This window comes from Alsobacter sp. P4_H11 (assembly GCF_056400925.1).
Map to the genome: position 1 here is coordinate 240,564 of NZ_JBFUKI010000008.1, position 19,836 is coordinate 260,399.

General features: G+C 68.8%; 18 protein-coding genes and 1 tRNA gene. 4 read left to right on the forward strand and 15 right to left on the reverse strand.

Features of this window, described 5'->3' with window-relative positions; genetic code table 11:
• Positions 1 to 94 precede the first annotated feature (94 nt).
• Positions 95 to 1,891: a single-stranded-DNA-specific exonuclease RecJ gene (gene recJ / locus AC1DSZ_RS16295; RefSeq protein WP_476839390.1), complete on the forward strand. Its 1,797-nt coding sequence runs from the start codon at positions 95 to 97 to the stop codon at positions 1,889 to 1,891.
• Between the two features lie 4 nt (positions 1,892 to 1,895).
• Here the strand turns inward: recJ and AC1DSZ_RS16300 are convergent, their stop codons facing one another.
• Positions 1,896 to 2,939, reverse strand: a complete 1,044-nt coding sequence (locus AC1DSZ_RS16300; protein ID WP_476839391.1) for a DMT family transporter — start codon at positions 2,937 to 2,939, stop codon at positions 1,896 to 1,898.
• A gap of 111 nt (positions 2,940 to 3,050) precedes the next feature.
• On the opposite strand from AC1DSZ_RS16300, the gene AC1DSZ_RS16305 reads away from it, so the two are divergent.
• Positions 3,051 to 3,126: transfer RNA gene (locus AC1DSZ_RS16305), tRNA-Glu, on the forward strand.
• Between the two features lie 154 nt (positions 3,127 to 3,280).
• On the opposite strand, the gene AC1DSZ_RS16310 is transcribed toward AC1DSZ_RS16305, so the two are convergent.
• Complete coding sequence (locus AC1DSZ_RS16310; RefSeq protein WP_476839392.1) at positions 3,281 to 3,700, reverse strand: DUF1236 domain-containing protein; 420 nt, start codon at positions 3,698 to 3,700, stop codon at positions 3,281 to 3,283.
• A 251-nt stretch (positions 3,701 to 3,951) separates the two neighbouring features.
• On the opposite strand from AC1DSZ_RS16310, the gene AC1DSZ_RS16315 reads away from it, so the two are divergent.
• Together AC1DSZ_RS16315 and AC1DSZ_RS16320 are read left to right on the forward strand one after the other, a co-directional pair.
• Positions 3,952 to 4,581, forward strand: a complete 630-nt coding sequence (locus tag AC1DSZ_RS16315; RefSeq protein ID WP_476839393.1) for a hypothetical protein — start codon at positions 3,952 to 3,954, stop codon at positions 4,579 to 4,581.
• A 328-nt stretch (positions 4,582 to 4,909) separates the two neighbouring features.
• Positions 4,910 to 5,119: a cold-shock protein gene (locus AC1DSZ_RS16320; RefSeq protein WP_188517705.1), complete on the forward strand. Its 210-nt coding sequence runs from the start codon at positions 4,910 to 4,912 to the stop codon at positions 5,117 to 5,119.
• 282 nt (positions 5,120 to 5,401) lie between these two features.
• Here the strand turns inward: AC1DSZ_RS16320 and AC1DSZ_RS16325 are convergent, their stop codons facing one another.
• The 13 genes from AC1DSZ_RS16325 to AC1DSZ_RS16385 form a co-directional block, all read right to left on the reverse strand.
• Positions 5,402 to 6,694, reverse strand: a complete 1,293-nt coding sequence (locus AC1DSZ_RS16325) for an NAD(P)/FAD-dependent oxidoreductase (RefSeq protein WP_476839394.1) — start codon at positions 6,692 to 6,694, stop codon at positions 5,402 to 5,404.
• A gap of 7 nt (positions 6,695 to 6,701) precedes the next feature.
• Positions 6,702 to 7,433, reverse strand: a complete 732-nt coding sequence (locus AC1DSZ_RS16330) for an amino acid ABC transporter ATP-binding protein (RefSeq protein ID WP_476839395.1) — start codon at positions 7,431 to 7,433, stop codon at positions 6,702 to 6,704.
• Positions 7,430 to 8,086: an amino acid ABC transporter permease gene (locus tag AC1DSZ_RS16335; protein WP_188517215.1), complete on the reverse strand. Its 657-nt coding sequence runs from the start codon at positions 8,084 to 8,086 to the stop codon at positions 7,430 to 7,432. The genes AC1DSZ_RS16330 and AC1DSZ_RS16335 overlap by 4 nt, the downstream gene beginning before the upstream one ends.
• A gap of 72 nt (positions 8,087 to 8,158) precedes the next feature.
• Positions 8,159 to 8,914 (reverse strand): ABC transporter substrate-binding protein, encoded by a 756-nt coding sequence (locus tag AC1DSZ_RS16340; RefSeq protein ID WP_476839396.1) that lies wholly within the window; start codon positions 8,912 to 8,914, stop codon positions 8,159 to 8,161.
• Positions 8,915 to 9,035: 121 nt separating this feature from the next.
• The gene (locus tag AC1DSZ_RS16345; RefSeq protein ID WP_476839397.1) at positions 9,036 to 9,959 is read right to left on the reverse strand and encodes a 2-hydroxyacid dehydrogenase; all 924 of its coding nucleotides are present in this window, start codon (positions 9,957 to 9,959) and stop codon (positions 9,036 to 9,038) included.
• Between the two features lie 10 nt (positions 9,960 to 9,969).
• Positions 9,970 to 12,030: an oxidoreductase gene (locus AC1DSZ_RS16350; protein WP_476839398.1), complete on the reverse strand. Its 2,061-nt coding sequence runs from the start codon at positions 12,028 to 12,030 to the stop codon at positions 9,970 to 9,972.
• Positions 12,031 to 12,058: 28 nt separating this feature from the next.
• Complete coding sequence (locus AC1DSZ_RS16355) at positions 12,059 to 12,931, reverse strand: pyrroline-5-carboxylate reductase family protein (protein ID WP_476839399.1); 873 nt, start codon at positions 12,929 to 12,931, stop codon at positions 12,059 to 12,061.
• Positions 12,932 to 12,934: 3 nt separating this feature from the next.
• Positions 12,935 to 13,960, reverse strand: coding sequence for an oligopeptide/dipeptide ABC transporter ATP-binding protein (locus AC1DSZ_RS16360; RefSeq protein WP_476839400.1), 1,026 nt, complete (start codon positions 13,958 to 13,960; stop codon positions 12,935 to 12,937).
• The gene (locus tag AC1DSZ_RS16365; RefSeq protein ID WP_476839401.1) at positions 13,950 to 14,891 is read right to left on the reverse strand and encodes an ABC transporter ATP-binding protein; all 942 of its coding nucleotides are present in this window, start codon (positions 14,889 to 14,891) and stop codon (positions 13,950 to 13,952) included. The genes AC1DSZ_RS16360 and AC1DSZ_RS16365 overlap by 11 nt, the downstream gene beginning before the upstream one ends.
• Before the next feature lie 26 nt (positions 14,892 to 14,917).
• Positions 14,918 to 15,742 (reverse strand): ABC transporter permease, encoded by an 825-nt coding sequence (locus AC1DSZ_RS16370; protein WP_476839402.1) that lies wholly within the window; start codon positions 15,740 to 15,742, stop codon positions 14,918 to 14,920.
• 10 nt (positions 15,743 to 15,752) lie between these two features.
• Complete coding sequence (locus AC1DSZ_RS16375) at positions 15,753 to 16,712, reverse strand: ABC transporter permease (protein WP_476839403.1); 960 nt, start codon at positions 16,710 to 16,712, stop codon at positions 15,753 to 15,755.
• 4 nt (positions 16,713 to 16,716) lie between these two features.
• Positions 16,717 to 18,273 carry an ABC transporter substrate-binding protein gene (locus tag AC1DSZ_RS16380; protein WP_476839404.1) on the reverse strand — a complete coding sequence of 519 codons (1,557 nt, stop codon included), beginning with the start codon at positions 18,271 to 18,273 and terminating at the stop codon, positions 16,717 to 16,719.
• A 28-nt stretch (positions 18,274 to 18,301) separates the two neighbouring features.
• On the reverse strand, positions 18,302 to 19,816 hold the full coding sequence (locus AC1DSZ_RS16385; RefSeq protein ID WP_476839405.1) for an FAD-dependent oxidoreductase: 1,515 nt from the start codon (positions 19,814 to 19,816) through the stop codon (positions 18,302 to 18,304).
• Between the last annotated feature and the right edge of the window lie 20 nt (positions 19,817 to 19,836).

Here is a 19,836-nt window from a genome sequence, read left to right on the forward strand (position 1 = left end):
GCCGGAGGCTCGCTGTCCATACGCGACGCCGTTTCCGGTGGACGCCCACACGCGGAGGATTCACAGACTCACGCCGATCCGCTAAACCCGGCGCATGAACCGACCCTTTCTCGGCGTCGAGCGCTCGGCCACCGGCCGGCGCTGGCGTGATCGGCTCGATGACGCCGGACAGGCGCGCGCGCTCGCCATCGTGCAGGAGCATGGCCTCGACGACGTGCTCGCCCGCGTCCTCGCCGGCCGCGGCGTCGTATCCGCCGACGCTCCCGGCTTCCTGGAGCCGCGCCTTCGCCACCTCCTGCCGGATCCGTCCTCGCTGATCGACATGGACGCCGCCGCGGCCCGCATCGCCGACGCGGTGACGCGGCGCGAGAAGGTCGCGATCTTTGGCGACTACGACGTCGACGGCGCGGCCTCGGCGGCCCTGCTGGGCTCCTATTTGGAGAGCTGCGGCCTTGAGACCATCATCCACATTCCTGACCGCCTGATCGAGGGCTACGGCCCGAACGTGGACGCCATCGCCAAGCTCGCGGCCGCCGGCGCCGGCCTGCTCGTGACGGTAGATTGCGGCACAACCAGCCACGAGCCGTTGGCCGAAGCGCGGCGGCTCGGCCTCGACGCCGTGGTGATTGACCACCATCAGGCGCCCGAGCAGCTGCCGGTCGCGACCGCGATCGTCAATCCCAACCGCCTCGACGACCTTTCCGGCCTCGGCGCCCTCTGCGCCGCCGGCGTCGTCTTCGTCACGCTCGTCGCTCTAAATCGCGAACTCCGCCGCCGCGGCTTCTGGAACGGCCGGCGCGAGCCGGACCTGATGGAGATGCTCGATCTCGTGGCGCTCGGCACAGTCGCGGACGTCGTGCCGCTGGTCGGCCTCAACCGCGCCTTCGTGCGCCAGGGTCTCGCCATCATGAAGGCGCGCGGCCGCGTCGGCCTGCGCACCCTGTGCGACGTCGCCCGGCTGGACGGCCCGCCGCGGCCCTACCATCTTGGCTACCTGCTCGGCCCGCGCATCAACGCCGGCGGCCGCATCGGCGATGCCGCGCTCGGCGCCCGCCTCCTGATGACCGTCGACGAGATGGAGGCCCAGTCCATCTCGGCCACGCTGGACCGTCTCAACGGCGAGCGCCAAGTTATCGAGCAGGCCATGGTGGCCGAGGGCGTCGGCCTCGCGCTCGGCCAGGTCGGCATGGAGGAGGACGGCGCAGCCTTCGTGGCCGTCGGCTCGCCCGAGTGGCACCCCGGCGTCGTCGGCCTCGTCGCCTCGCGCCTGAAGGAGCGCTTTGGCCGGCCGGCCTTCGCGTTTGCATTCGGGGAGAACGGCCTCGGCACCGGCTCGGCCCGCTCCATCCCGGGCGTCGATGTCGGCCGCGCCGTGCGCGCCGCCGTGGAGGCGGGCCTCGCCGTCAAGGGCGGCGGCCACGCCATGGCGGCGGGCGCCACCATCGCGCGCGAGCGCCTGCCCGACCTCGCGGCCTTTCTGGAAGACAGGCTCGGCTCTGCGATCGCGACCGCGCGGGCCGACCGGGGCCTCGCGATCGACGCCGCCATCATGGCGGGCGGCGCGCGCACCGACCTGATCACCCGCATCGAGACGGCGGGCCCGTTCGGCTCCGGCCACCCGGAGCCCATGTTCGCCCTGCCGTCCCACCGCCTCGTGGAGGCGACCGAGGTCGGCCGCGGCCATGTGCGCGTGCGCCTCAAGGCCGGCGACGGCTCCACGCTGGACGGCATCGCGTTCGGAGCGGCCGAGCAGCCGCTCGGCAAGGCGCTGTTCGAGGCGCGGGGCAGCACGATCCACGCGGCCGGCCAACTGGCCGTCGACCGCTGGCAGGGCGCCGAACGCGTCCAGCTCCGCCTCACCGACATGGGACGCCCCGAAGGCCGGGCCTGACGCGTTAGCTCGAAGTCCGCCCGGCCCGCGCCAGCTTCTGCTCGCGCATGAAGATGTAAAAGCCCGCCGCCACGATCACGGCCGAGCCCACGAAAACGGCGGCCTCCGGCACGTCGCCGAACACGAGCCAGCCCAGCAGCACCGCCCAGGCGATCTGCGTGTACTGGTAGGGCACCACGACGGCCGCCGAGGCCAGCTTCAGCGACTTGTTCACGCAAATATGCGCAACCGTCGCGACGACGCCCAGCATGCCCAGCAGCGCAAAGTCGCGCGGCGTCGGCGTGACCCAATGAAAGGGCGCCAGCACGGCCCCGAAGACCAGCGCGCCGACGACCTGCCAGGTCACCAGCACGGTGCCGCTCGTGTCGCGCAGCTTGCGTGTGGTGATCATCAGGAGCGCGAAGAGCAGGCTCCCGGAAACCGCCACGAGCGCCGGCAGGCCGAAGGCGGCTTCGGACGGCCGCATCGCGATCACGACGCCGAGGAAGCCCACCAGCACCGCCGTCCAGCGCCGCCAGCCCACTTTCTCACCCAGCAGCGGGCCTGCCAGCGCGGTCACCCAGATCGGCCCCGACAGGTAGAAGGTGACCACGTCGGCGAGCGGCAGATAGGCCACGGCCCAGTAGAAGGCCGCGACCTCGAGCGTGGAAAACAGAATGCGCAGCAGCTGCAGGCCGGGGCGGGCAGGGCGGATGATCGGCCCGAGCCCCTCGCGCATGATCATCGGCGCCAGCAGCACCAGCGCGAACAGGCTGCGGATCAGCAGCACTTGCCCGACCGTGTAGGTCGACACCAGCCACTTGCCCATCACGTCATTGCAGACGAACAGGAAGATGCCGACCAGCATCATCAGGATGCCGAGGCCCGCCGAGCCGCTTGCCGGCTCCGAAGCCGGTGAGGCGGTCGCGGCCGATTCGGGCGCGGCTCCCGGTCCGGTCGGAGCGAGCCGATGATCCACGCCCGCCGCAGCGTTGTCCGCCGCGGCCCCGGCGCCCGCGCGCCCACCGTCCTGCTCCACCGTTTCCTCGCCCTGGCTCGTTTTCAGCAAGGTTCTCTAGCGGTTTCCACCGCCCATGAGGAGGGGCCACGACAGCCTATCCAAAGATCGCCAGACGGGCTTGTGGCCCGCCGCGATCCCGCCTATAAGCCCCCTCGCGCTGCGCCCATCGTCTAGCGGTCTAGGACGTCGCCCTTTCACGGCGAAAACACGGGTTCGAGTCCCGTTGGGCGCGCCAGCGCATTCTCGGCAACTTAGCCGTCTCTTTTCTGGCCATCCGCAGCGCGATCATAGCGACGTGAGCTTGGCGCTGAGCCAACTCGTCGAATGCGGCCCAGCCCTGCCCGGATTCAAGCGGGGCGGGCGCGATGCCCGCCCCCCCCTCTCTCGGCTTAGTTCAGGACTTCGATGATCTTGCGGGTCCTGTTGTCCACGATCACGGTCCGGTTATTGACCACCGCGTAGTGCCAGCCGGTGCGCTGTTTCGTGGTGGTCACGACGGTGTCGGGCACTTCGTAGGTTTCGACGGTCTGGGGGAGGGCGCTTCCGACCGCAACCTCCTGATCGTAGACGACCGAGGGACGGCGTTGCTGGACGACGTATTCCTGAACCCGGGGGCGATCGGCGGTGTCGAGCGTGCCGCCGACGATTGCGCCGGCGACGCCGCCCACGACCGCTCCGACGGGCCCTCCAACGATCGCGCCGCCGACGGCGCCGGTGGTTGCGCCAGCGGCGACGCCGCTATTTTGGGCAAGGGCGACGCCGGGCATGATGAAGACGCAAAGTGCCGCTGCGGACAGAATAGCTTTCATGAATTCCTCCAAAAAGCACTGATGTGCTGGAGGCTGAACTGCCACGTCTCCGGTTCGTTGCGTTCAAGAGCCAATTGAATTGGCGAGTTCACGCTGGCAAGGCGAAGGTTCATTGATTGGCTCCGGCAGGCTTTGTTGAACGCGCCCGCTCTCGCCACGTGATTTCTTGTGGTCTCCTTGATTGAAACTGTCAGGCCGAAAGGACCCAACCGACTGGTGTGAGCGTTGCCCGTCCGATCCTTGGGGGTCAGATGGCGGCCAGATCACACATCTTCGGGTCTCTGGGGCTTGCTCCTTCCACGTGGGCGGCGCTGGCGGTCGCGTCCGCGCTGCTGGCGACCTTCGTGGTCGCCGCTCCCGACCAGATCGAGACCGCGCAAGTTCGTTCTGACCCATCCGTGGCCGGCGACGCCGTGGATCTCGGCAGCGTTGTCGCTCCCTTGGCCGAGGTCTGGATTCAAGAGAGCGAACCCTTGGCCTGGAGGCCGGGGGACCAGGTCCGGTCCCAAAGCCTGGTGGACGAACACACGAGCTTCGTATTCGCCAGCCCAGCGGTTCCCGAAACCTGGCGGATCATTGCGCAACTCGAAACGGGCGAATTGGCTGAGGCGAGCGCCTCGACGACCTCGGCCTCCGAAGACAGCGGCGCGAGACCGTCGTCAGGCCTCAGCCGCAACAAGGGCTCGGCGGCGCCACTATCGTGGCGGGCGTTGCGGCCGGTCGCCCGCAAATCGCGCCGCGCTGGTTCGGAGGCTTCTACGCCAGAACCGGTTGTCGCCGGCCCGCCACCGAACGTACCGCGGGACCAGTGCTTCACCCTCTGGAGCAAGGGTTGCTCCCGGGATGGATGCCCGATCAGCCCCGGCAAGGTCGACTGCTAGCCCGGTTGCGATCTGTGAGAGCGGACCGGGCCTGTAATCGATCGCCCTGCCGGGGCGTGTCTTTCCCAGGCGTTGAAAACGTCTTTCGCAGAGTGGTAGAATTCGAGGCGCACGTTCAGAAAATTCTTAGGCTCTCAAGTTTTTCTCGAAAGTGGTTGCAAGTCTTTATAGGACCCGCTATACAGCTTCATCGACTTTGGCCGGACAATCGGGCCGTTGCCCTTGGCATAGCCGGGCGCACGTTCAGACATTCTCCAAAATTCGACTATATGCGGCGGCGCTGACGCGCTTCTCGTCGTCGCGGACATTTGCGCAAAGGACTACTTCTATGACGAACGGCACCGTGAAGTTCTACAACGACCAGAAGGGCTTCGGCTTCATCACCCCGGACGACGGCGGCAAGGACGTGTTCGTTCACGCCACCGCTCTCGAGCGCGCTGGCATGCGTGCGCTGGTTGAGGGTCAGAAGGTTTCCTTCGACACCGAGGCCGACCGCCGCAGCGGCAAGATCGCCGTCGGCAACATCGCCGCGGCCTGAGCTTTCAGGCGCCGCCCGGCTGGCGAGCATGGCTCGCCGGCTCGGTTTGACCCCGCGTGGGCCAGGCTGCCGCGGCGGCGCTTGCTAACATCGCCGAGCCGTTCGTCCGACCATGGATGTACCGGCGCACAAACAGTTCGGTGAAGCGGATCGCCGCCTCGGGGCAACCCTTGGCGGCTTTTTCGTGCGTGTGATCACGCCGTCGCGCCCCTACGCGGCGGCAGCCCAAACAGGCGAGCCATCGCGGCGGCCGCGCCAAGCTGCGCGACCGCCGCGGGCTGGCTAGGCGAGCCCCGCGTCGCTCATCCGGTAATACGCCACCACGGCCGCCACATAGGCGCGGTTGAGCCCGTGGAACGGGATGGTCTTCACGGGCGTGACCGGGAAGGGCAGGGATTTGCGGTCTCCGGTCGCCAGATAGGCGGCCAACGCCTTGCCCATGGTGGATTCGAGCCCGACGCCGCGTCCCTGGCAGCCGATGTTCACGATCATGCCGGGCTCCGGCTCGTGCAGGTGGGGCAGGAAGTCCCGCGTCACGGCCACGCGTCCGCACCAGCGGAACTGGATCGGCGTGTCCTTCACGGCCGGGTATAGGCGGGCGATCACGCGCTCCAGATGCGCCCAGTCGCTCTTGTCGGTCGGTTCGCGGAACGGCCCGCGCCCGCCCATCAGCAGGCGGCCCTCGTGGTCGAGCCGGAAATAGAGCAGCAGCTGGCGCGTGTCGGAGGTCACCTGGCCGTAGGGCAGGATGCTCTTGCGCAGGTTGTCGGACAGGGGCTCGGTCGCGACCTGGTAGGAGTTCGGCGCGATCACGGTCTGGGCCAGCTTCGGGTAGTAGTCGCCCGTGTAGCCGTTGGTGCACAGCGCCACCTTGCCGGCCGTCACCGTCGCGCCCTGGGCGGTCTTCACCTTCCACTTGCCGCCCTCGCGGGCGAGGCCCTGGACCGGGCTCTGCCCGTGCACGACCGCGCCGGCCTTTTGCGCCGCGCGGCACAGCTCGCGCGCATAGCTGAGCGGCTGAACCGCGCCGCCGCGCTTGTCGATCCAGCCGGCGAGGTAGACATCCGTGCCGAGGTGGTCGGTGGTCCGCGCCTTGTCGAGGAATTCGGTCGGCGCGCCCAGGCGGGCCCATTCGGCCGAGCGCTTCTTGGCGGTCTCCACCATGGACGCCATGTGCGCGCCCTGGATCCAGCCGTTGCGCACATGCGGCACGTTCATGCCGTGCTTGGCGATGAGCTCGAACACGGTGTCGGCCGTGGAGCCCGCGAAAGCCGTCAGGGCCTTGCCGGCCTCCTCGCCGAACTTCGCGATCAGTTCGTTGGGGTCGTATTTCAGGCCCGGAATGACCTGCCCGCCATTGCGGCCGGAGCCGCCCCAGCCGGGTTCGCGCGCCTCCAGCACCACGCAGCTCACGCCGCGCTCGGCGAGGTGGAGGGCGGTGGACAGGCCCGCATAGCCGCCGCCCACGATGGCGACGTCCACGGTGACGTCCTTGTCGAGCGGCGGGCAGTCCGGCGCCGGGACGGCGGTCGCGTGCCAGAGGGAGGGGTCGAGCGGGAAGGGTTGGGCGCTCATCGCTACCTCAGATCGGGTTCAGGACGCGGCGCAGGAAGTCCTGCGTGCGCGGGTGTTGGGGGGAGGTGAGGAGATCGCGGGCAGGGCCCTGCTCGACGATCACGCCGCCGTCAATGAAGAGAACGCGGTCCGCGACCTCGCGGGCGAAGGCCATCTCGTGCGTCACAACCACCATGGTCATGCCCTCTTCGGCGAGGGCGCGCATCACCGAGAGAACTTCTCCGACGAGCTCGGGGTCCAGCGCCGAGGTCGGCTCGTCGAAAAGAATGGCGTGCGGCCGCATCGCCAGCGCGCGCGCGATCGCGACGCGCTGCTGCTGGCCGCCGGAGAGCTGCGGCGGGTGCGCGTTCTCCTTCTCGGCCAGCCCAACGCGGGCCAGGAGCTCGCGTCCATGCGCGATCGCGGCGTCGCGCGGCTCCTTCTTCACGAAGATCGGGCCCTCGATGACGTTCTCGAGCGCGGTGCGGTGCGGAAAGAGGTTGAACCGCTGGAACACCATCGAGACCCGCGTGCGGATGTCCACGATGGAACGCTGCGCGCGGTCGACCCGGATGCCCTCAACCAGGATGTCGCCCCGGTCATAGGTCTCCAGCCCGTTGATGCAGCGCAGGATGGTGGACTTGCCGGAGCCGGACGGGCCGATGATGCAGACGACCTCGCCCTTCTTCACCTCCGCCGACATGCCGCGGATGACGTGGTTGGGGCCGAAGCTCTTGTGGACGTCGCGCAGCTCGATCATCGCCGCGTCCCCATGTTCTTCTCCAGCCGGGCGACCAGCAGGATCAGCGGGATGCTCATCACGAGGTAGAGCACGGCGACCAGCGTGAACACGGTGGAGTTCTTGAAGGTCGAGGAAGCGATCAGCTTGCCCTGCAGGGCGAGCTCCGCGACCGTGATGGTGGACGCCTGTGAGCTGTCCTTCAGCATCATGATCATGATGTTTCCATAGGGCGGCAGCACGATCTTCACCGCCTGCGGCAGGATCACCCGGCGCATGGTCATGAACCACCCCATGCCGAGCGACTGCGCGGCCTCAACCTGGCCGTGGTCCACGGCCTCGATGCCGGCGCGGAAGTTCTCCGCCTGGTACGCCGAATACGCGATGCCGAGCCCGATGATGGCGGCGCTCACGGCCGACAGCGCGATGCCGAAGTCAGGCAGCACGAAGTAGATGTAGAATAGCTGCACGATGATCGGGATGCCGCGGATCACGTTGATCACGGTCTTGGACGTGCGATCCAGCGCCTTCACGCCGGACACGCGCATCATCGCCCAGAGCAGGCCCAGCACGCTGGACAGCAGCAGCGACCCGAACGTGACCAGCAGCGTGTATTTCACGCCCAGCAGGAGGATGGGCAGGAACTCGATCGAGTCCTGGATAAAGCGTTGCATCTTTGACTCGGCTGAGGCGAAACGGCGCGTCCCGGACGCCGCCGCGCCCGGGACAAAGGGTGAAAGAGCGCCTTATTCCTGGCCCCACTTGGCGAGGATCTTCTTGACCGTGCCGTCGGCCTGGAGCTTCGCCAGCGCGGCGTCGATCTTCTTCAGCAACTCGCCGTCGCCCTTGCGCACGCCGATGCCGACCGAGCCCACGATGGTGGACTTGTAGTTCTTGGCGAGGCGCACCTCGGGGAAGTTTCCGAGCTGGAGGTTGTAGGCCACGATCGGCAGGTCGGCGAAGCCGGCCTTGATGCGGCCCGCGTTCACGTCGCGCATGATGTCCGGGATGGTGTCGTAGATTTTCACGTCCGCGAAGAGGCCGCTCTTCTTCAGCGGCTCCACATAGGCGGTGCCGACCTGCGCGCCCACGGTCTCGCCCTTCAGGTCCTCGAGCTTCGTGTAGTCCTTCGCATCGGTGCGGGCCACCATCAGGCCCTCGCCATAGGTGTAGACCGGCGCGGAGAAGTCGACGGCCTCCTTGCGGGCCGGCGTGATGTACATCGCGGCCGCGATGATATCGATCTTGTTGGCCTGCACGCCGGCGATCAACGTCGAAAACTGCATCGGCTCGATCGTCACCCCGAAGCCGGCTTCCTTGCCGACTGCCGTGATCAGGTCGACCATGATGCCCTGGATGGTGTTGGTCTTGGTGTCCAGGAAGGTGAACGGCACGCCCGTCGGCGTGGAGCCGACCTTCAGCGTCTGCTGCGCCGAGGCGGGCAGGGCGCCCAGCAGAAGTGCGGCGGCCGCGAGGCCGGTGACGAAACGCTTGATGCTCATGAACAACGCCCCCTGAGTTGTGCGACGTTCGGGTCGCTTCCGATTGGTTGAATTCACGATACACAAAATGTCGCACGTCGGGAGCGGCGGCAAAACCGAAAAGCTCAGTTTTCCGCGTAGTTTATGCATTGCCGAACCGGAGCCGCTCGGCCGCCACGATGGCGAGCGCCGCCGCCAGCAGCCGCTGCGTCGCCTCGCGCGTCTTGTAGGCCGCGTGCGCGGTCAGCGTGACGTTCGGCAGCGTCGTGAAGGGATGGCCGGCGGGCGGCGGCTCGGCGTCGAACACGTCCAGCCCGGCATGGCGCAGATGACCGGACTGCAGCGCTGCCACGAGCGCGGCCTCGTCCACCAGCCCGCCGCGCGCCGTGTTGACTAGGACGGAGCCCGGCTTCATGCGCGCCAGCCGCCCGGCGTCGAGGAAGCCGCGCGTCTCCGGCGTCAACGCCAGGTGCAGCGACACGACGTCCGACGCCGCGAGAAGCTCGTCCAGCCCGGGCGCCGCGCAGGGTAGCGCCGGGTCTACGCCGCCGCGGCTCCACGCGACGACGTTCATCCCGAACCCTGCCGCGATGCGGACCATCTCGCGCCCGACGCCGCCGAGCCCGATCACGCCCAGCGTCTTTCCGCCAAGCTCCACGCCCTCGGCGGCCGACCACAGGCCGGCCCGCACCTGCCGGTCCATCGCGGCCACGTCCCGGGCGGCCGCCATCACGAGCGCGAACGCGTGCTCCGCGATGGCGCGGTCGCCGTAGTTGACGATGCGATGCACCGCGACGCCGGCCCGCTCGGCCGCCTGCATGTCGATGTAGCTGCTCGGCCCGCTACCCAGGAACACGATCGAGCGCAGCCGAGGCGCCCCGGCGAGGATCTCGGCGTCCATCGTGGTGTGCCCGTTGATCGCCACCTCGGCGTCGGCCAGCATGGCGGCGAGCTGCGCCCGGTCGGGATCGCCGACGAACACGTCGATCTGCGCCGCGGCCTCGGGATGAGCGGCGAGCAGTTCCTGCATCAGCGCCGTGCAATCGATGTAGCGGACGGTGGTCACGGCCGGCTCCTCACAACGCCCGGCATAGCCGCATGGCGTCGAGCACGGCCGTCTGCACGTTGCGGCTCGCCACCGCGTCGCCGATGCGGTGCAGCTCGATGCGGGCCTCCGGGCGCAAATCAAGCGGCTGCGGCCGCAGCGCCAGCAAGGCGTCGATGTCCGTGACGCCGTCATTACGCGAGTGCGGCTTCAGCGCGTGGTAGAGATCGTCGGCCGGGCGCGTTCCGTGCTCCACCAGGATCTGGTCGGCCTCGCGCTCCATGAGCTGCTCCGAAGCGAGGTTGCGGAACGTCGCCGCGATGCGATTGCCGCGCCGCTCGACCTTGACGATCTCGTGGTCGAACGTCATGGGCACGCCGAGCTCGTAGATCCGCTTTTTCCAGATCACGCGCTCCGCATAGGTGAGCTCCTGCGAGATCTGGGCGTCGATGGATACGAACTGGACCTTGCGCCCCTCCTGCGCGGCGAGCTCCGCCGCCTGAGGCCCGGGGTGGCGGCCCGTGCCGTCATACACCACCACCTCGGCGCCCAGCCGCGTCGCGCCGCCGATCACGTCCCACACGCTGGTGCAGTGCTCGGCCCCGTCGATCCAGTCGATGTCCGGCACGCCGCCGGTCGCCACGATCACGGCGTCCGGGTCCTCGGCGAGCACGTCCTCGACCTCGGCGTAGCGATTGAGCTCCACCCGCACGCCAAGGCGCCGGATCTCCTCCGCCCGCCAGCCGACAATGCCGATGAGGTCGCGCCGCCAGCTGGCGCGCTCGCCCAGCAGCAACTGTCCGCCCAGCTTGGCGCCGGCTTCCAGCAGCACGACCTCGTGCCCGCGTTCGGCCGACACTCGCGCTGCCTCCAGGCCGGCCGGTCCGCCGCCGACCACTAGGACCTTGCGGCCGGCCCGGTCCGAGCGCGCGATGGCGTGCGGCAGGTCCTTCTCGCGGCCGGAGGATGGGTTGTGCAAGCAGTGCGGCCGGAACGGCGACTGGCAATGCGTCGCCCCTACGCAGGGGCGGATGCGGTCTTCCTCGCCGGCCTCGATCTTGCGCACGATGTGCGGGTCGGCGATGTGCGCCCGCGTCATCGCCACCATGTCGAGCAGGCCTTCGCGGATGGCGTGCCGCGCCGTCGCGATGTCGGAGATGCGGGCGGCGTGGAAAACCGGCAGCCCGACCTCGCGCTTGAACGCGCCGACCTGCTGCAGCCACGGCGCGATTGGCGACGCCATGCCGGGCATGTTGGCCACCGCCAGCGCCCGCTCGGTGTCCATGCGGCCATAGATGGCGTTGTAGAAATCGAGCATGCCGGTGCGCTCGAAGATGTGCGCCACCTTGATGGCGTCCGACATCTGCAGGCCGGTCTCGCCCTCGTCGATGACGTAGCGCATGCCGACGATATAGTCGTCGCCCACCTCCCGGCGGATCGCCTCGAACACTTCGAGGCCGAAGCGGCAGCGGTTCTCCAGCGAGCCGCCATATTTGTCGGTGCGGTGGTTGGTCGAGGGCGACAGGAACTGGCCGATCAGGTGGCCGCCCGCCAGCGTCTCGACGCCGTCCAACCCGCCCTCCTTGCAGCGGCGCACCGCGGCCGCATAGGCCTTCACGACGCGCCTGATGTCGTGCTCGTCCATCTCCTTGGGGAAGCTGCGGTGCAGCGTCTCGCGCATGGCGGTGGGCGCGATAGTCGGAAGCCACTTGTCCGCGTAGGGCTCGCCGCGCCGGCCCAGATGCGTGATCTGCACCATCAGGGCCGCCCCGTGCGTGTGCATGCGGTCGGAGAATTCCTGCAGCCACGGAATTATCTCGTCCGTGCCGACATTGAGCTGGCGGAAGATGTTGGGGCTGTCCGGCGCCACGTTGGACGAGCCGCCGAACATGCTCAGCGCGATGCCGCCCTTGGCCTTTTCCTCGTGGTAGAGCTGGTAGCGCTCCTTGGGCATGCCGCCTTCCTCCATCCCGGAGGCGTGGCTGGTGCTCATCACGCGGTTCTTCAGCACCAGGTTCTTGATGCGAAGAGGTTGCAGCAAGGGGTCGCGCGCGGCGGCGGCCGGCGCGGGATTCGCTTGGGCGAACGACATCGATGCGCTCCGAATGGTTGAAGGCGGTTCAGCCCGGGACGGGGGTCTCCGGCGCTGCCGTGTTGGATCGTCCTCGTGGTGGAATGCCGAGAAGCTGGGCTTCCCGCTGGAACGTGGCGTCGACGACGCGCGCGCACAGCGCGGGCCCGTCGGCGTCGAGAGCTTCGATCGCGGCCTCCGTCGTGCCGCCCGGCGTCGCCGTCCGGCGCACGACGTCCTCAAAGCTGGCCCCTTCGTCGAGCAGCGCCGCAAGCGCGCCGACGGATTCGGCCATCATGGCCCGCAGCGCCGCCGGATTGAGCGCCCGGGAGCGCGCCGCGTTCGCGTCGAGGAAAGACGTGCAGAACGCCGCCAGGATCGCGGGCGCGCAGCCGGCGAGATTGGACGCGATCCGGCTGTCGGCGGGATCGGTCAGCGCCGGCCGGCAGAACCGCGCCAGCAGAGCCCGCATGCGCTCGACCTGGTCGGCCGTGGCCCGTGGCCCCGGGGTCAGCAGGCACACGCCGCGGCCGGCCGCATGGGCGGGCGAGGGGATGATCTTGATCACCGGATTGGCGCACCAGCGCCCGAGATCCTCCAGCGTGACCGCGTTGGTCACGCTCACCAGGATGGCGTCGGCCCGCATCGCCGTCGCGTGCGCGTCGATCCACGCATGATAGCCTTGGGGCTGCAGGCACAGCACCACGATGTCTGCCTTCGAGGCGAGCTCCTCAGCGTCGACCGCCCGGGCCATCGGCCAATCCCTCACGGCGGCCGCGACCCTTCCGGCGTCCCGTCCGGTCGCCAGAACGGCGACGTCCGGGGCGAACCGGCCGAGCGCCATCAGCAGCACCGTTCCGATCCGCCCGAGGCCGACGAGCCCGACCGTGAGGGTCGCGCGAGAGGATGAAGCATCCGCCATCGTTCAGGCCTTCATGGCGGCTGGCGCGTGGACGGGCGCGGCGGCTGCGGCCGGGACCGGGTTGAAGCACGCGTAGGCATGCGTGGGCTCAAGCAAGCGCGGGCGCTCCACGAGGCATTGCGGCAGCCGACGCGCGCAGCGCGGCGCGTAGTGGCAGGCCTTGGCGGGATCAGGGATCACGAGCCCGGCCTCGTCGGCGTCGCTGGCGACGGGCGCCCGGTCGTGCTGGCGCGCCCGCAGCAGGCTTAACGTGTAGGGATGCTTCGGCTCCTCGAAGATGGCCTCGGTCGGCCCTTCCTCGACGATCCGGCCGAAATACATCACGGCGATCCGGTCGCAGAGGAAGCGCGCCACGCCGAGATCGTGCGTGATGAACACGAGGCCGACGCCTGTCTCGCGGTTCATGCGCTTCAGCAGGTTGAGCACCTGCGCACGCACCGAGACGTCAAGCTTCGACACCGCCTCGTCGGCGACGATGAAGCGTGGCCGGACGCTGATCGCGCGCGCAATCGCGACGCGCTGCAACTGCCCGCCCGAGAGCTCGTGCGGATAGCGCTTGGCGTGGTCCGGCGTCAGGCCCACCCGGGTGAGCAGCGACGCCACCTCGTCGGCGATCTGCGCCTTCGGCACGACCTTGTGCAGCGCCAGTGGCAGCGCCAGCGAGCTGCCCAGCGTGAAGCGTGGGTTGAAGGACGAGAGCGGGTCCTGGAACACCATCTGCAGGTCGCGCCGGAACGGCTTCCAGGCGCTCGGCGCCGCCGCCGCGAGGTCGGTCCCGCGATAGTGGATGGCGCCGGAGGTTGGGCGATGCACGCCCAGCATGGTCTTGCCGAGCGTGGTCTTGCCGCTGCCCGACTCGCCGACGAGGCCGACGATCTGCCCCGGCGCGATGTCGAGGCTGACGCCGTCCAGCGCCCGGAACACCTTGTCCTGCCCGAAGCCCGAGCGCGTGCGGAAATCCAGCACGATGTCGCGCAGCTGCATGGTCGGCCCGGCCTGGCCGGGGAGGGCGCTCGGCTCAGTCGCCATGGAGAAGGCACCTTGCCTGGTGGTCCGGGCCGACGGCCCGCATGTCGGGGTGAATGGTCCGGCACTGCGGCATGACCTTGGGGCAGCGGCCCGCAAAGGCGCAGCCCTCGTCCGGGATCTTGCCGCCGGGCTCGCCCGCGAGCTCGAACAGGTATTCCTGCCGCTGCTCCAGCGAGATCGAGGTTTGCAGCAGGCAGGCCGCATAGGGATGCTGCGGATTGCGCAACACGGCGTCGGCCGGGCCGATCTCGACAATCTCGCCGGCGTACATCACGGCGATCCGGTCGCAGATGTCCTCCGCGATAGCGAGGTCATGCGTGACGAACAGCACGGACGCCTTGAGCCGGCGCTGGTGCACCCGGATCAGCTCCAGGATCTGGCGTTCGACGAGATTGTCGAGGTTGGTGGTCGGCTCGTCCGCGATGATCAGCGCCGGCCGCAGCGCGATCACCATCGCGATCAGGGCCCGTTGCAGCATGCCGCCGCTGAGCTGGTGCGGATAGGACGACAGCACGCGCTCGGGCGCCCGGATGCCGACATCCTGCAGCAGGCTCTCGGCCTCGGCGCGCCAGGCTTTCCCGTCCGTCTCCGAGCGGCGCAGGATGGCGTGATCGAGGTGCCAGCCGATGGTCTTGGCCGGGTTGAACGAGCCCACCGGGTCCTGGAAGATCATCGCCAGTTGCACGCCGCGCAGCTTGCGGAAGGCCTCCTCGTCGAGCGCCGTCAGTTCGTCGCCGCGGAACCGAATGGCGTCCGCCTCGATCGCGGCGTGGTCCGGCAGCAGCCGCAGCAGCGACATGCCGGTCACGGTCTTGCCCGAGCCCGACTCGCCGATGAGGCCGAGGACCTCCTCGTCGCCGATCGTGAAGCTGACGCCGCGCACGGCCTTCACGCGGCGCTGGCCGACCGCGAACGAGGTGCGGAGGTTCATGACCTCCAGCAGGGGCGGGGACGCGTTCACAGGCGGGCCCTCAGCTTGGGATCCATGAGATCGCGCACGCCGTCGCTGAGCAGGTTGAGGCCGAGCAGCGCGACCGAGATGGCCACACCCGACAGGGTAAGCACCCAGGGCGCCCGGCTGAAATATTCGCGGCCGTCCGCCATGATGGAGCCGAGCGAGGGGTTGGGCGGCTGCACGCCGAGACCCAGGAAGCTCAGGCCCGCCTCGATCACGATGCCGAACGCAACCGCGAGCGCCACCTGCACGAACACGGGCGCGGCGATGTTGGGCAGGATCTCGCGCGTGATGATGCTCCAGGTCGACTGGCCCATCAGCGCGGCGGCCTGCACCCAGGGTTCGTCCTTCACCAGCACGGCCATGTTGCGGGAGAGCCGCGCGAAGATGGGCGCATAGATCAGCGCGATCGCGACCGCGATGTTCACCACCCCGAAGCCGAGCACCACCATCAGGAACAGCGCCAGCACGAAGCTCGGGAACGAGAACAGCAGGTCCGATACCCGCATCAGGATGGCCTGCCACCAACCGCCGAAATAGGCCGCCACGAGGCCGGCCGTGGTGCCGATCAGCGCGCCCGCCAGCACGCCGCTGATGCTAACCGTGAGCGACACGCGCGCGCCGTACAGGATGCGGGTGAGCACGTCGCGGCCGAACGAGTCGGTGCCAAACGGATGCGACCCGCTGGGCGGATCCAGCAGCGCCATGAAGTCGGCGTCCGTGGGCGAATAGGGCGACAGCCACGGCCCGACGATCACGCCCACGAGCACGATGGCGGTGATGATGGCCCCCACGAGGGCGAGGCGGTTGGCGATGATGGCTTTCATGGCGTCCCCCTCAGTTCTGCCGCGGATTCAGCGCGGCGCAGATGAGGTCCACGACAAAGTTCACCAGCAGCACGCTGAGCAGGAAGGTGAGCGCGCAGGCCTGCACGAGCGGGTAATCCCGCCCGAAGGCGGCGTCGACCATCAGCGCCCCGACGCCCGGGATGCCGAAGATGCGCTCCACCACCACGGTGCCGCCGAGCAGGTAGCGGATCTGCAGGCCGATCACCGTGACGTAGGGGATCAGCGCGTTGCGCAGCACGAAGTGGATGAACACGAAGGCGTCGCGGTAGCCCAGCGAGCGGGCCACCCGCACATGGTCGCGGTAGAGCGTCTCCAGCAGCGCCGTGCGCAGGATGCGCGTGAAGGCCGCCGCCATCGGGGCCGCGATCGCGAGCGCCGGCAGGAAGCCGCTGTAGAGCGCGCCCGTGAGGGACTGCGTCGGCGGTGTGAAGCCGTAGGACGGAAACACGCCGAGCCCCAGCGCCAACCCGTAGACGAGCACGTAGGAGAGCCAGAAATCCGGCATCGAGATGCCGAGCACCGCGATCGAGGTGGCGGCCGTGTCGGTGAACTTGCCGTGCCGCAGCGCCGAGATCGTGCCGGCGAACAGCGACACGCTCACGGCGATCACCAGCGCATAGGCGCCGATGAACAGCGTGTTGGGCAGCCGCGAGCCGATCAGCCCCATGATGGGCGTGCCGCCCGCCACCGTCATCGACAGGCCGAAATCGCCCAGCATGGCGCTGGACAGCCACCGCCAGAACTGGATGACCAAGGGGTCATCCAGCATCCATTTCTTGTGGAAGGCCGCAATGGCCTCCGGCGTCGCCTGGTCGCCCAGCACCGAGATGGCCGGGTCGCCCTGGCCGGCGCGCATCACGAAAAACACCGTCGCGGAGCCGAGCAGGGCCAGCAGGGCGACCCCGCCGAGCCTGCTCGAAACCCGGCCGATGCTGATCGCGCGCGCCATCGGGTCAGCCCACCGTCATCTTCGCGAACTGGTCCGCGAAGTTGGAGTAGGGAAGCTGCGAGAAGCCCTTCACGTTCGGGCGCACGAGGTTGTGCACGTTCGAGCAGAAGCAGGGCAGCACCGGCATGTCCTCGACGGCCAGCATGTCGGCTTCGCGATAGACCTGCCGACGCTTCAGCGGATCCATCTCGCCGCGGGCCTTCTCGAGCAGCGCGTCCATCTTCGGGCTGCTGTAGCCCTGGATGTTACGGAAGCCCTTGGAGCCCAGGATCTCGCCCAGGTACTCGTCGGCGTCGACCAGGCCGAGCCAGCCGAACACCAGCGCGTCGTAGTCGCCCGCCTTGGCCTTCGCGAAGGCGGCGTTGAACTCCATGGCCTGGAGCTGGAACTTGGTGCCCAGCGTCTGGTTGACCATGCCGACCATGATCTCGCCGGTGCGGCGCCACCAGTTGGATCCCCAAATGATCACGGTCGCTTCCGTGCCGGCGCCGTATTTCGACTTGGCCATCTCTTCCTTGGCCTTGGCGGGGTTGAACGTCGTGTATTCGGACGTGAACCCCTTGCCCTCGGGCCACAGCGACGGCGGCAGCACGCCCGGGATGGCGACGCCCTCGCCGAAGATCGCGGCCTTCACGAGCACGTTGCGGTCGAACGCCATCGAGACCGCGCGGCGGAAGTGGACGTCGTCGAACGGCGCCTTCTTCACGTTCAGGGCGAAGTAGCGGGTGTTGAGGCCGGGCTGCTTCAGCACGGTGACTTCGGCGGTGCGCTTCTCCAGCCCGGGCACGTCCGCGAAGGGGGCCGTGCTGGTGAGGTCGACCTGGTTGCCCAGGATCGCCGTCATGCCGCTCGACTCCTCGGCGATGATCGGGATCTTCACGCTGCGGATGGCCGGCTTGCCGCCGAAATAGCCGTCGAACGCCACCATCTCGACGCTCTCGTTGGACTTCCAGTCCTTCACCATGAAGGCGCCGGTGCCCACCGGCTTGCGGCCGAAGCCTTCCGCGCCGGCCGCCTCGACTGCCTTCTTGGAGACGATCTGCGTGCCCGTGCGGGTGTTGGTGAGGTAGTTCAGGAGCGGCGCATAGGGCGCCTTGGTGGCGATGCGGACCGTGTAGGGGTCCACCACCGTGATGGCCGAGATGGCCGTCACCTTGCCGCGGTTGGGCGAGGCGAGCTTCTCGTCCATGAGGCGCTCGATCGAGAACTTCACGTCCTCGGCTGTCATCTCGCCGCCGTCGTGAAACTTCACGCCCTTGCGCAGCTTGAACTCGGTCGTGGTCGGGTCGACCACCGTGTAGCTCTCGGCGAGATCGGGGACGATCTCCATCTTCTCGTTGAACTTCAGCAGGCCGTTGAAGGCGCCGTAGATCACCAGGAACTCCGGCACGAGGCTGGCCTTGGCGGGGTCGAGCGTGTTGATCACGTTGAAACCCGCGATGCCGGCGCGCAGCTCGTCCGCCGCGAAGGCGCTGGAATTCATCCACGGCAGGCCCGCCAGCGCGGCCGCGCCGGCCCCGATCTTCAACGCCGCCCGGCGGCTCAGCTTGTGCTCGTCCATCAGTCCCTCCTCCAGAAGCGCCCGGCTTTCACGCCGCCGGCGCCTTGCTCCACGCGTCGATCGCCCGGGTTCCCGGCCGGAAGATCGCCTCGACTTCGTCCCGGTAGGCGGCGATCTCGCGCCGCGTCCGGTCTTCATCCCATCCCAGCAGGGAGCCGGCCTCCGTCGCCGCCCTGGCGATCAGCGCGTCGTCGAACGGCCCGCTCCAGGCCTCGCCCGTGCGCCGGAACAGCACGTCCGCCAGGGTCTCGGCATGGGCCAGGCGATCGCCCGACCGGTGGGTCGCAGCATCGGCTCGCCCTGCCGCTCGCCCAGGTTGCAACTTGTGCGCCACCGCGGCAACGACCTCGCGGCCGGCCGAGCGATGCGTCATCACCGGTCCGGCCGTCATCGCGAAGGCGTTCGGCATTCCATCCTGGCTGAGGTCGTGCAGCACCCGCGAGCGATTGCCGAACGGAACCGCCTCGTCATAGGTGAGCGGGCGAACGCCCGCCCAGGTGAAGCGCACATCCCCGCGTGTGAGCCCGAGCGCAGGAAGCAACCGGTTGGCCTCGGCCAGCAGGAAGTCGCACTCGGCGTCATCCACGAACACCCGGTCCGGGTCGTCTCGGTACTCGGTCTCGGTTGGGCCGAAATAGTGCAGATGCTTCCAAGGGATGCAGTAGAACGGCTCGCCCCGGCTGTTGAGCGTCGCCACGCCAAGGCCCCGACACTCCTCCGGGAGTTGCACGACGATGTGGCAGCCTTTCGTGCCGAAGATTTTGCGCCCGGCCTGCGGCGCGGCGCCCTTCAGCAGCCCGTCCATCCAGACGCCCGCCATTACGACGACCGACTTCGCCCGCACGCTGACGGGCGCGGCCTGCTCGCGCATGTCGGTAAGCTCCACCGTCCATGCGCCATCGGGGCCCGGCCGGGACAGCGCCGCGCTTGTATGGTTGCGCGCCGTCGCGCCGGCCCGCTCGGCGTCCAGCACGGCGTCCACGCAGACGCGCTCGGGCCAGTCGAACTGGTACTCACGAAACCGCGCCACGCCGGCGAGCTTGTCCTGGTCTCGCAGCCCACGGATCAGCGGCGCTTTGGCGACTTCGGCGGGGCCGAGGCGCTCATACTCGAGCGGCAGGTCCTTGGGGCCGAGCGCCGCGAGGAGCCGGAACGCGGCGTCGACCTGCCAGCCCTTGTAGGGCCCGTCCCGGTAGATCGGGAAATGGAGGTTCATCGCCACGGCCCGGTCCGGGCTGGCCTTCACGAACTCGCTGCGCGCCTCCATAGCGAGCTTGGCCATGCGCAGGGCGACGCGGAACCGGCCAGGATGGCGGACGAAGTCGAGGATCGAGCGACCGGGCGCCAGATACCGCAGCCCGCAATGCAGCAGCCGGCTGGATCGGGAGGACGCGCCGGAACCGAAGTCGCCCTTGTCGACCACCAGCACCGAATAGCCGGCTGCGGACAACTCTCGCGCCGCGCTCGCGCCGTTGACGCCGCCGCCGACCACGACGACGTCGTAGTCGGTTCCATCCAGGGCTGCGAGCGGCGGGCGAGCCATCTCGTCAGGCCTGTTTTCGG